This is a genomic window from Pseudomonas sp. MSSRFD41 (assembly GCF_014230245.1).
GTDB classification, from domain to species: Bacteria; Pseudomonadota; Gammaproteobacteria; order Pseudomonadales; family Pseudomonadaceae; genus Aquipseudomonas; species Aquipseudomonas piscis.
Genome location: NZ_JACKZK010000020.1, coordinates 106,363 through 118,745 on the forward strand (window position 1 = coordinate 106,363; position 12,383 = coordinate 118,745).

At 65.2% G+C, this 12,383-nt stretch carries 8 protein-coding genes; 4 read left to right on the forward strand and 4 right to left on the reverse strand.

Annotation, left to right across the window (positions count from 1 at the left end; genetic code table 11):
• Window positions 1-57 precede the first annotated feature (57 nt).
• The 3 genes from glgB to H7A76_RS24880 form a co-directional block, all read right to left on the reverse strand.
• Window positions 58-2,289 carry a 1,4-alpha-glucan branching protein GlgB gene (gene glgB, locus H7A76_RS24870; RefSeq protein WP_185700950.1) on the reverse strand — a complete coding sequence of 744 codons (2,232 nt, stop codon included), beginning with the start codon at window positions 2,287-2,289 and terminating at the stop codon, window positions 58-60.
• Window positions 2,286-5,630, reverse strand: a complete 3,345-nt coding sequence (gene treS / locus H7A76_RS24875; protein WP_185700951.1) for a maltose alpha-D-glucosyltransferase — start codon at window positions 5,628-5,630, stop codon at window positions 2,286-2,288. The genes glgB and treS overlap by 4 nt, the downstream gene beginning before the upstream one ends.
• A gap of 76 nt (window positions 5,631-5,706) precedes the next feature.
• Window positions 5,707-7,701, reverse strand: coding sequence for an alpha-1,4-glucan--maltose-1-phosphate maltosyltransferase (locus H7A76_RS24880; RefSeq protein WP_185700952.1), 1,995 nt, complete (start codon window positions 7,699-7,701; stop codon window positions 5,707-5,709).
• Window positions 7,702-7,912: 211 nt separating this feature from the next.
• Between H7A76_RS24880 and H7A76_RS24885 the strand changes: the two genes are divergently transcribed.
• On the forward strand, window positions 7,913-8,083 hold the full coding sequence (locus H7A76_RS24885) for a hypothetical protein (RefSeq protein ID WP_185700953.1): 171 nt from the start codon (window positions 7,913-7,915) through the stop codon (window positions 8,081-8,083).
• 41 nt (window positions 8,084-8,124) lie between these two features.
• Here H7A76_RS24885 and H7A76_RS24890 read toward each other — a convergent pair whose 3' ends face one another.
• Window positions 8,125-8,619 (reverse strand): MgtC/SapB family protein, encoded by a 495-nt coding sequence (locus tag H7A76_RS24890; RefSeq protein WP_185700954.1) that lies wholly within the window; start codon window positions 8,617-8,619, stop codon window positions 8,125-8,127.
• Between the two features lie 180 nt (window positions 8,620-8,799).
• Between H7A76_RS24890 and H7A76_RS24895 the strand changes: the two genes are divergently transcribed.
• The 3 genes from H7A76_RS24895 (at window position 8,800) to mapR (ending at window position 12,212) form a co-directional block, all read left to right on the forward strand.
• Window positions 8,800-9,033, forward strand: coding sequence for a DUF3203 family protein (locus tag H7A76_RS24895; RefSeq protein ID WP_185700955.1), 234 nt, complete (start codon window positions 8,800-8,802; stop codon window positions 9,031-9,033).
• A gap of 205 nt (window positions 9,034-9,238) precedes the next feature.
• Window positions 9,239-10,654: a cytochrome c oxidase accessory protein CcoG gene (gene ccoG, locus H7A76_RS24900; protein WP_185700956.1), complete on the forward strand. Its 1,416-nt coding sequence runs from the start codon at window positions 9,239-9,241 to the stop codon at window positions 10,652-10,654.
• A gap of 148 nt (window positions 10,655-10,802) precedes the next feature.
• Window positions 10,803-12,212 (forward strand): GntR family transcriptional regulator MpaR, encoded by a 1,410-nt coding sequence (gene mapR, locus H7A76_RS24905; protein ID WP_053130369.1) that lies wholly within the window; start codon window positions 10,803-10,805, stop codon window positions 12,210-12,212.
• The last annotated feature ends 171 nt before the right edge of the window (window positions 12,213-12,383 follow it).

Sequence of the window (12,383 nt, forward strand, 5' to 3'; positions counted from 1 at the left end):
TTGCCGCCGCTGCGCAGCCTGCGGCAGCGGCTAAACGAAGCGCGCCCTGTGGCCGTGTCAGTGGCCGGGGCGCAGGATCAGCACCGCCAGGGGCGGCAAGTTGAGCACCAGGGACAGGGCCTGGCCGTGGCTTTCCTGCTCTTCGCTGAAGGCTTCGCCGGCGTTGCCGTAGTTGGACCCGGCATACAGCTGCGAATCGCTGTTGAACACTTCGCTCCAGCGTCCGGCCAGGGGTACGCCCACGCGATACCCCTCGCGCGGCACCGGGGTGAAGTTGGCCACCACCAGCAACGGCTCGCCATCGCGGCTCCAGCGCAGCCAGGCATACACACTGTTGAGCGCATCGTCACCAATCAGCCACTGGAAGCCCTGGGGCACGTGGTCCTGCTCGTGCAGCGCCGGATACTCGCGGTACAGGCGGTTGAGGTCGCCCACCAGCCGTTGCACGCCACGGTGTTCGGGATATTGCAGCAAGTACCAGTCCAGTTGCCGGTCGTGGTTCCACTCGCGCCACTGGCCGAACTCGCAGCCCATGAACAACAGCTTCTTGCCCGGATGGGTCCACATGAAGCTCAGGTAAGCCCGCAGGTTGGCGAATTTCTGCCAGCGATCGCCGGGCATCTTGTCGATCAGCGAATGCTTGCCGTGCACCACCTCATCATGGGAGATCGGCAGGATGAAGCGCTCGGACCAGGCATACACCAGGCCGAAGCTCAGCTCGTTGTGGTGGTGGGATCGATAGACCGGGTCTTGCTGGATGTAATGCAGGGAGTCATGCATCCAGCCCATGTTCCACTTGTAGGCGAACCCCAGCCCGCCATGCTCGGTACTCTGGCTGACCCCGGGCCAGGCGGTGGATTCCTCGGCGATCACCAGGGCGCCCGGCGCTTCAAGGTCCACCACGTCGTTGAGATGGCGCAGGAACTCGATGGCCTCGAGGTTTTCCCGGCCGCCGTGGCGGTTGGGTACCCATTCCCCGGCCTTGCGCGAGTAGTCGCGGTAGAGCATCGAGGCCACCGCATCGACCCGCAGCCCATCGACATGGAAATGCTTGAGCCAATGCAGGGCCGAGGCCAGCATGAAGCCATGGACCTCGGTACGCCCGAGGTTGTAGATCAGCGTGTCCCAGTCCTGGTGGAAGCCTTCCAGAGGGTTGCCGTACTCATACAGCGCCGTGCCGTCGAACTGTGCCAGTCCGTGGGCATCGGTGGGGAAATGCGCCGGCACCCAGTCCAGGATCACCCCGATCTGCGCCAGGTGGCAGGCATTGACGAAGGCCGCGAACTCCTCGGCGGAGCCGTAGCGGGCACTGGGCGCGTACTGCGCCAGGGGCTGGTAGCCCCAGGAGCCGCCGAAGGGATGTTCCATGATCGGCATCAGTTCGATGTGGGTGAAGCCCAGATCCTTGACGTAGGGAATCAACCGCTCGGCCAACTCCGCCCAGCTGTAGTGGCGGGCCACCTCGCCCACGTCGTCGACCTCGCATTGCCAGGAGCCGGCGTGCAGCTCGTAGATCGCCAGCGGCGCATCGACCCGCTGGCGTTCACCCCGGGCCAGCATCCACTCCTGGTCCTGCCAGTCGATGGCCAGCGGCGCCGCGACCTTCGACGCGGTATCGGGCGGCAATTGGGTCGCCAGGGCCACCGGGTCGGCCTTGAGCGGCAGGATGCCCTGAGGGCCGAGGATCTCGTACTTGTACGACTCGCCAGCGCGCAGGCGCGGGATGAACAGCTCCCAGACCCCCGAAGGATGACGCAGGCGCATGGGATGCCGGCGGCCGTCCCAGACATTGAAGTCACCCACCACCGAGACGCGCCGGGCATTGGGCGCCCACACCGCGAAGCGCACGCCGGCGATGCCGTCCACCGTGGTCAACTGGGCTCCCAGGCAACTGCCGAGGTCGCGGTGATTGCCTTCGGCGAACAGGTACAGGTCCATTTCGCCAAGCAACGGCCCGAAGCTGTAGGGGTCTTCACTGACCTGTTCGCCTCCGGCCCACTGCACACGCAGCAGGTAGGGCCGGGCCTCGGGGAAATGCCCGACGAACAACCCCGGCACCTCGTCGGCTTCCAGGTTGCCGAGCAATTGCTGCTGCTCGCGGTCCAGCACCTGGACACTCAGCGCCCCGGGCAGGAAAGCCCGGATGACCTGCCCGCCGGCACCATCGCCATGGGGCCCGAGGATGGCGAACGGGTCGTTGTTCTCGGCCCGCACCAGGGCCTCGATGGCCCTGGCCGACGGTAGCAACCGTTCCTGGCGCCGCTCCTGCTCCCTGTTCGAGAAATTCATGACTGCTCTCCATCGATGTCGGAAAAGTCCGGTAGTTCACGCAACAACCCGGCCAGGCCGCGCAGCGGCACGTGCAGCCAGGCGGGTCGGTTCTGCGCCTCATAGGCCAGTTCATAGGCGGCCTTCTCCAGGCTGAACAACACCAGGGCGGCGTCGGCCGCCGAGGCCTGCCAGCCATGGGCAAGATTAGCCGTCGCCTGCCGGTACGCCGTGACGAAAGCCTGCCGGGAGCGCTCCAGATAACGCCCGACCACGGCTTGCCGGACCGCCTGGGCATCCGGCGCGCCATCCACCGCCGGCGCTTCCAGGGCCAGGGCCGCGGCATAGTCGAACGAACGCAGCACGCCGCTGACATCCTTGTAGGGGCTGTGCTTGGCCCGGCGCTCCGCCAGGGGCCGCGCCGGCTCGCCTTCGAAGTCGATCAGGTAGGCATCGCCCTTGATCACCAGCACCTGCCCCAGGTGCAGGTCGCCATGGACCCGGATGCGCAAGCCGCCCAGCAATTGCCCGGCCAGTTGCTCGACTTCGGCGAGGATGCGCCCCTTGTGCCGCAACAGGCGCCGGCACAGGCCACGGTCGGTCTCGGCCAGGCTGTCCTGGTGTTCTTCGAGCAATTGCAAACTGTGTTCCAGTTGCCCGGCGACCTGGCACTGGCAAGCCTGGAGATCTTCCTGGGTATAGGCCTGGGGCGCGAAATCCGCAGTACTGCCGGGAGCGGCGAGCAGCATGTGCATTTCCCCCAGGCGCTGGCCCAGGAGGCCGGCGAAGTCCTGGAGTTCGGCCAGGGCGTTGTAATGCTGCTCCTGCTCGGAGACGGCGCTGGCCAGTTCGTCGCGGATCGCCCGCTCCAGGTTGCTCTGGGTCCATTCCCAAGCGTCGCCCTGGTTGCTCAGGTAGCCCTGGGCGATCATCAGCAGGTGGTCCTGGCCCTGCGCATCACGGCGCACCACCGAACCCAGCAATGGCGAAATATGGGCAAAACCGGCCTGGGTGAGAAAAGCGCCCATTTCCAGTTCCGGATGGATGCCGCCGGCCACCTTGCGCACCAGCTTGAGCACCAGGCTTTCGCCCACCACCACCGAGCTGTTGGACTGCTCGGCCGACAGGTAGCGCACATCGACCTCGGCCTCCAGGCCCAGGCGCTGCAGTTGCGGGCTGCCCTCGAAACGGATCTGCCCGGCGTCGCTGTCCAACCGGGCCTGGGCCTGGAGCGCCTGGAGCACGCTGCGCACGAAGCTGTCGAGGGCGAAGGCATCGGTGATCAAGCCCACCTGGCGCCCGCGTCGGACCCGGGACATGGCCAGTTGCTGGGGCAAGGCGCTGCTGATCTGGTCCTCGGCCAACAGGCCGAATGGCACCTGGTAGCGCTGGCTGCGGCCCTGGGTGGTGACCTCGATCTCGGCCAGCAGCACCGGATGCTGCGGATCGCCGAAGCGCACGCCATACACCAGTTGCACTTGGCCCACGGTGCTGTCCTTGTCGGCGAACCAGCGGCGCTTGGGCAGCCAGCTGGGCAGGATTTCCTGCTCCAGGGTGGTGCGCGACGGCGCCTCCAGCAACTCCTCGAGGCGTTTCTTCAGCACCAGGGTGGTGAACTCCGGCAGGCTCTGGGCCGGCTCGACATGCCAGCTGGGCATCTGCTGCTCGCTGGCCAGGACGAACCAGTAGAAGCCATAGGGCGCCAGCGTCAGCAGGAAATTCAATTGGCCGATGGGCGGGAAGGCGCTACCGCCGAGCATCTCCACCGGCACCATGCCGGCGAAGCTCGACAGGTCCAGCTCCGCCGCCTGGGCGCTGCGCGAGACGTTGGCCACGCAGAGGATGATCTCCTGCTTGCCATCGGGCCCGGTGTATTCCCGGGTATAGGCCAGGATCCGGCGATTGCTCGGCGAGAGCATCTTCAACGTGCCCCGGCCAAAGGCCTTAGACTGCTTGCGCACCGCCAGCAGGCGCCGGGTCCAGTTGAGTAATGAATGAGGGTCTCCGGACTGGGTCTCGACGTTCACCGACTGGTAGCCGTAGAGCGGGTCCATGATCGGCGGCAGCACCAGGCGCGCCGGATCGGCCCGGGAAAAGCCACCGTTACGGTCGATGGACCACTGCATCGGCGTGCGCACGCCATCGCGGTCGCCCAGGTAGATGTTGTCGCCCATGCCGATCTCGTCGCCGTAGTAGAGGGTCGGGGTGCCGGGCATCGACAGCAGCAGGCTGTTGAGCAGCTCGATGCGCCGGCGATCGCGCTCCATCAGCGGTGCCAGGCGTCGGCGGATACCCAGGTTGATCCGCGCCCGGCGGTCGGCGGCGTAGTAGTTCCACAGGTAGTCGCGCTCCTTGTCAGTGACCATTTCCAGGGTCAGTTCATCGTGGTTGCGCAGGAAGATCGCCCACTGGCAATTGGCTGGGATTTCCGGGGTCTGGCGCAGGATGTCGGTGATTGGGAAGCGATCTTCCTGGGCCAGGGCCATGTACATGCGTGGCATCAGCGGAAAGTGGAAAGCCATGTGGCATTCGTCGCCATCGGCACCATTGCCGCTGGCCTGGCCGAAGTACAGCTGGGTGTCCTCGGGCCACTGGTTGGCCTCGGCCAGGAGCATGCGGTCCGGATAATGGGCATCGATCTCGGCGCGGATGCGCTTGAGCACATCGTGGGTCTCGGCCAGGTTCTCGTTGTTGGTGCCATCGCGCTCGATCAGGTAGGGAATGGCGTCCAGGCGCAGGCCGTCGATACCCATGTCCAGCCAGTGGCGCATGACCGAGAGCACGGCCTTCAGCACCTGCGGGTTGTCGAAGTTCAGGTCCGGCTGGTGGGAATAGAAGCGGTGCCAGAAGTACTGGCCGGCCACCGGGTCCCAGGTCCAGTTGGATTTCTCGGTGTCGAGGAAGATGATCCGCGTGCCGGCGTACTTCTGGTCGTCGTCGGACCACACATAGAAGTTGCGCGCCGCCGAACCGGGCTTGGCCTTGCGGGCGCGCTGGAACCAGGGATGCTGGTCGGAGGTGTGGTTGATCACCAGCTCGGCGATCACCCGCAGTTCGCGCTTGTGGGCCTCGGCGATGAACCGCCGGACGTCCGCCAGGGTGCCGTAGTCGGGGCTGACCCCACGGTACTCGGCGATATCGTAGCCGTCGTCGCGCCGTGGCGAGGGATAGAACGGCAGTAGCCAGATGGTGTTGACCCCCAGTTCCTTGATGTAGTCCAGCTTGGCGATCAACCCGGGAAAGTCGCCGACGCCATCGTCGTTGGAATCGAAATAGGACTTCACATGCACTTGGTAGATCACCGCGTCCTTGTACCAGAGCGGGTCCTTGATGAAGGTCGCGGGTCGGGTTTTCTTCGCCATTGCTCACTCCTGAATCTGTACAGAGGTCCGTGCGCGGGCACTGCCGCCTGGCCCTAGGGCCGGCGGCGCGGCCAGGTCAGTCGGCGCTGATGCGCCAGATGCCGAATGGCAGGGCCGGTTCAAGGCGCATGAACTGGACCTTGCCGTACCAGGTCCAGCGATGGCCGTTCATCAAGTCCTCGCCCTGGGTCGCGGCCTCATCGGGCAGGCCCATTTCCCAGAGCGGTAGCTCGAAATGCGCCTCCTGGGGGTTGAAGGGGTCGAGGCTGATCGCCACCAGCACGAAGTTGCCGCCGTCGGCGCTGCGTTTGCCGAAGTACAGGATCCGGTCGTTCCAGGCGTTGTACAGCTTGAGCCCCAGGTGCGATTGCAGCGCCGGGTTCTGCCGGCGGATACGGTTGAGCTGGGCGATCTCGGCGATGATGTTGCCCGGGGCATTGAAGTCTCGCGGGCGGATCTCGTACTTCTCCGAGTCCAGGTATTCCTCCTTGCCCGGCAACGGCGCCGACTCGCACAGCTCGAACCCCGAATACATGCCCCACAGGCCCGAGCCCATGGTGGCCAGCGCCGCGCGGATGAGAAAGCCGGGGCGGCCCGAGTCATGCAGGAAGCCGGGGTTGATATCCGGGGTGTTGACGAAGAAGTTCGGCCGGAAGCATTCGCGCCACGGCGACTGGTTCAGCTCGCTGAAATAACTGGCCAGTTCGCTCTTGGTGTTGCGCCAGGTGAAGTAGGTGTAGCTCTGGGAGTAACCGATCTTGCCCAGGCGCGCCATCATTGCCGGGGTGGTGAAGGCCTCGGCCAGGAAGATCACCTGCGGGTGCCGGCTGCGCACATCGCCGATCAACCACTGCCAGAACGGCAACGGCTTGGTATGCGGGTTGTCGACCCGGAAGATGTTGACACCCTCCGCGACCCAGCCGAGCACGATGTCCCGCAGCTCCAGCCACAGGCTGGGGATGGCATCGGCGGCATAGAAGTCGACGTTGACGATGTCCTGGTACTTCTTGGGTGGGTTCTCGGCGTATTTGATCGTGCCGTCCGGGCGCCAGTTGAACCAGCCCGGGTGCTGGGTCAGCCAGGGATGGTCCTGGGAACACTGGATGGCGAAGTCCAGGGCGATTTCCAGGCCATGGTCGGCGGCTGCCGCCACCAGCCGGCGAAAGTCCTCGCGGCTGCCCAGTTGCGGATGGATCGCCTCGTGGCCGCCCTCCTCGCTGCCGATGGCATAGGGGCTGCCAGGATCGTCCGGGGCTGCGACCAGGGAATTGTTGCGGCCCTTGCGGTGGCGCCGGCCAATGGGGTGGATCGGCGGAAAATACAACACGTCGAAGCCCATGTCATGGATCATCGCCAAGCGCGAATGCACATCGTCGAAGGTGCCGTGGCGCGCCGGATCGTCGGTGATGGAACGGGGAAACAGCTCGTACCAGCTGGCGAACTGCGCGCGCTCGCGCTCCACATCCAATGGGTATTCGGGACTCAGGCTGAGGTAGGGACGCAGGTCGGCCTCGGCCATCAACCGGGCGCTGTCGGCACTCAAGAACAGCGCCACCTGCTCGGCCGCGAGCAAGCCGCCCAGTTGCTGGTGCAGTACCAGCAATTGTTCGCGCAGCGCGCCTTCGCTGCGCTCGCCAGCCTGCTGCACCAGGGTCCGGCCTTCTTGCAGTTCCAGGCTGATCGGCTGGGCGGCCAGGTATTTCTTTTCCAGTTCGTAGCAGAAGCTGGCGAACTGATCGATCCAGGCCTCGATGCAGAAGCGGTAGCGGCCCGCCTCCGGCACCGGGAAATGCCCCAGCCAACCGTCATTGCCCTGGTCTTCCAGGACCTGGCTGTGCCAAGCGTCCTGGCGTTCGTTACGCCAGCGCACCCGCACCGCCAGCTTGTCATGGCCATCGGTGAAGACCTTGCACGCGACCTCCACCTGCTGGCCAGCGGTGGCCTTGGCCGCGAACTGGCCGCCATCGAGCACCGGGCGGGTGCCTTCGATGGCGATGCGTGGCAGCAGCAAGGCCTGGGACAACGGCAGGTGCGCCTGGTAGTCCTGTTCGGTCGGTTGTTCTGCGGTCATCGAGCATCACCCCTCTGCACTGGTTCTCGACGTTTGGCTGACCGGGCCGACGATGCCCCGGTACAGCGCTGGATCGACATACTTAGGTTCCGAGCCACGCGCCTCGCGGAAAGTTCAGCGCAAGTGACCATCCAGGCGGCGGGAATCAAATGCGCCCTTGCGCGGTCCACCGAACGAACCGGTGCAACCGCAAGCACCCAGGAGGCCAGCAATGAATATCCCGATCCCGGCGGATCCCCCTGATCCGAACATCGACCAGCCCCCCCTGCCGCCCAGCGAACCACCGGCGGTTCCCGAACAGGAGCCACCGGACAGCACCCCCCCGCCCAAGGGCGACCCGCCCATGCCCAGGCCGCCGGTACTGGCCAAGGAGCGGGCATGATTCCGGCGGTTCGCCGGCAAGCATAGATAGGCAGGCGGTATTCAGCGCTTTTCCAGGCGCCGCACGATCAACGGCATCAGGCTGAAGACCATCAGGGCCAGCAAAGTGCTCAATAGCGCCGTGGCCTCGCGGCCCATGCCGGTCGCGACGCCGATGGCGGCGGTCATCCAGAGCCCGGCGGCGGTGGTCAGGCCCTTGACATGCTGGCCCGACTCCTCCTCACGCCCCTTGAGAATGGTCCCGGCCCCAAGGAAGCCGATCCCGGCGATCACCCCCTGCAGCACCCGGCTCATGGCATCGGACTGGGCGCCCGACAAACTCGGCACCAGCACGAACAAGGCGGCGCCCATGGCCACCAGCATGTGGGTGCGCACCCCGGCCGCCTTGCCCTTGTGCTCCCGCTCGAACCCCAGCACCGCCCCCAGCACCGCCGCCAGCAGCAGCCGCAGGATGATCCGGGTCATCTGCCGCGCGTCGCCGATATCGGCGAACTCCGCTTGCAGGGTCAGCCATACCTCATGCCACCAGGCGTCCATCGAATGCTCCTCCGGCCATCCGGGCCCCACCGGTTGCGGGACATGGGCTTCATTAAGGATGGACCGCGGCGCCAGGCAAAAGGTGCCGGCCCGCTGCCTGGACGCCGTTGATCGCCGGCAGCGAACCCTGGCCGAGTGGCGGGCCCTAACCTGTATAGCCATCGCCAGGAGAGATCCGACATGAGCCTGCGCATCGAACAGCAGCACTGTTACTTCGACACCCAGACCCTCCACGAACGCCTGCCCGCCAGTGCCGTGACCATCATCACCGACAGCGCCAAGGCGATGTCGGCGGTGGAGATCAAGGGCGAGCGGATCTACATCACCGAAGCAGAAGCCGACGCACTGACCGTGGCAGGTGCCACCGACGGCCGGCGCCATCTGAAGGCGTCCGAGGGTGATTCGGTGATTTGACTGACCTGGATCAGGGACACCCCCGTAGCCCTGTGCCATCAGCCTGCGGGGCCAGGTCCCCGGGAACTTGCCGGGTGCAGCAAGTTGTCGCAGGTCTCCTCCAACGGTCATCTGATCCGCTTTTTTATCAAATAGCTGAGCCTGTTATGCAAACAGATCCATGGTCATAGTTGCGCGGCCTGATGGAGGCTATGAGCGAACGACCATGAGCGAAAGAATCCCCGTCCGATTAGTAGAGACCTTCGAACCTTCACGCCCTAAACAGATGAAGACGAAGAGCACCGACAAACACGTCTATACCCGTAGTTTCAGCGGCCTGTTCCGCACCCTGCGCATGGGCGGCGCAGGTTTCCTGTTCCTGCTGTTCTTCGGCACCGTCTGGCTCAACTGGGGCGGACGCCAGGCAGTCCTGTGGGACCTGGCGCAAAGCAAGTTCCATATCTTCGGCGCCACCTTCTGGCCCCAGGACTTCATCCTCCTCTCGGCGCTGCTGATCATCTGCGCCTTCGGCCTGTTCTCCATCACGGTGTTCGCCGGTCGGGTCTGGTGCGGCTATACCTGCCCGCAAAGCTCCTGGACCTGGCTGTTCATGTGGTGCGAAAAGGTCACCGAGGGCGACCGCAACCAGCGGATCAAGCTGCAGGCCGCGCCCTGGAGCGCCAACAAGCTGGCCCGCCGGGCCCTCAAGCACACCCTGTGGCTGGGCATCAGCCTGCTCACCGGCCTGACCTTCGTCGGCTACTTCACCCCGATCCGGCCCCTGGCACAGGAGCTGATGACCTTGCAGATCGGCGGCCTGAGCCTGTTCTGGGTGGTGTTCTTCGCCGGCGCCACCTATATCAATGCCGGCTGGATGCGTGAAGCGGTGTGCATGCACATGTGCCCTTATGCCCGCTTCCAGAGCGTGATGTTCGACAAGGACACCCTGACCATTTCCTACAACCCGACCCGGGGCGAAAGCCGTGGCCCGCGCAAGCGCGACGTCAAGCCCGCCGATGTCGGCCTGGGCGATTGCATCGACTGCCAGCTGTGCGTGCAGGTCTGCCCCACCGGCATCGACATCCGCGACGGCCTGCAGATGGAATGCATTGGCTGCGCCGCCTGCATCGATGCCTGCGACTCGATCATGGACAAGATGGGCTACGCCCGCGGCCTGATTTCCTATACCTCCGAACATGAACTGCAAGGGGGCAAGACCCACCTGCTGCGGCCGCGCCTGGTGGGCTACTGCGCAGTGATGCTGGTGATGATCGGCGCGCTGGTCCTGGCCCTGGTGCAACGGCCGATGGTGTCCCTGGACGTGACCAAGGACCGTGGCCTGTTCCGCGAGAATGCCCTGGGGCAGATCGAGAACATTTATAGCCTGAAGATCATCAACAAGACCCAGCAACGCCAGGACTATCACCTGGCCCTGGTAGACGGCGAAGGCTTCGAGCTGCAAGGCAAGACCGAACTGAGCCTGGCTCCAGGTGAAATCGTCGACTTGCCGGTTTCGGTGGCGTTGGTCCAGGAACGCCCGCAAAGCAGTTCCCAGGACATCAGTTTCAAGGTCAGCGATAGCGACGACCCGGCCATCCAGGCCGTGGCGGCAAGCCGTTTTGTCGCGCCGATGAACCGCTGAACCTCTAGAATGCCGTGGCGAGGGGTATCCCGGACCACGCCAGCACCCGCGGGCGCCCTGGACCCTCCTGGCGCCCGCGGGTCGCAGTCCCTACTCTCGCTACCTTACGCATGTCGCACCGATGACCAGACTGGATCTTGCACCGCAGATGAAACGCTACGAAAAATTCGCCGATGACATCGCCGAACTGATCCGTTCCGGGGTCCTGGGTCCTGGCCAGCGCGTACCTTCGGTGCGTTACGCCAGCCAGACCTACGGGGTCAGCCCGTCGACGGTGTTCCAGGCCTATTACCTGCTGGAACGCCGTGGGCTGATCCGTGCCCGACCACGCTCGGGCTACTTCGTCAATGCCCACGCGCCCAGCCCATTCTCCGAGCCGGTGATCAGCAGCGAAGTCAACGAGTCCACCGAAGTCGACGTCAGCGAGCTGGTGTTCTCGGTGCTCGACTCGATCAAGGACCCGAGTACCGTGCCCTTCGGCTCGGCCTTCCCCAGCCCGACCCTGTTCCCCCTGCAGCGCTTGTCCCGCTCCCTGGCCAGCGCCAGCCGCGAGATGGACCCGCGGGTGGTGGTCACCGACATGTCGCCGGGCAACCCGCAGTTGCGCCGGCAGATCGCCCTGCGCTACATGGTGGCGGGGCTGATGCTGCCCATGGAGGAACTGCTGATCACCAATGGCGCCCTGGAGGCGCTGAACCTGTGCCTGCAAGCCGTGACCGAACCCGGCGACCTGGTGGCCATCGAGGCCCCGGCCTTCTATGCCAGCCTGCAGGTGCTGGAGCGCCTCAAGCTCAAGGCCGTGGAGATCCCTGTCCACCCGCGCGACGGCATCGACCTGGGCGTGCTGGCCCAGACCCTGGAACGTCACCCGATCAAGGCCTGCTGGTGCATGACCAACTTCCAGAACCCCATGGGCGCGAGCATGCCCGAGGCCAAGAAACAGGAACTGGTGGAACTGCTGCGCCAGCACCAGGTACCGCTGATCGAGGACGATGTCTACGCCGAGCTGTACTACGGCCAGCAAGCCCCGAAACCGGCCAAGGCCTTCGATACCGAGGGCCTGGTGATGCACTGCGGTTCCTTCGCCAAGAGCCTGGCCCCGGGCTACCGCATCGGTTGGGTGGCCGCCGGGCGCTACGCACAGAAGATCGAACGGCTCAAGCTGATGACCTCGTTGTGCGCCTCGATGCCGGCCCAGGCGGCCATTGCCGACTATTTGCAGCACGGGGGCTACGACCGCCACCTGCGCAAGCTGCGCTATGCCCTGGAAGAACAGCAGAGCGCCATGCTGGCGGCGATTGCCCGGCACTTCCCGGCCCAGACCCGGGTCAGCCAGCCCGCCGGTGGTTATTTCCTGTGGTTGGAGCTACCGCCGCAGATGGACTCCCTGAAGCTGTTCCAGATGGCTCTGGCCCAGGGCATCAGCATCGCCCCCGGGCCGATCTTTTCCCCGACCCAGCGTTTTCGCAATTGCATTCGCCTCAATTACGGCAGCCCGTGGAACGAGACGATGGAAAAGGCCATGGAGACCCTGGGCCGGATCATCCGCTCGTTCTAAGCCGCACCGATCCGAACGCTGAAGGTCCTGCGGACCTTGGCGCAGCCTCGCAGGCTCGGCAGCGGCTACAGAGCCGCTGGGTGTAGATACCCTCTTGCCCGTTACCGGGCAAGCGCCAGTTTCGGGTCATCAGGATGGCCCGACTTGAGCACGCCAAATACGATGTGCAGC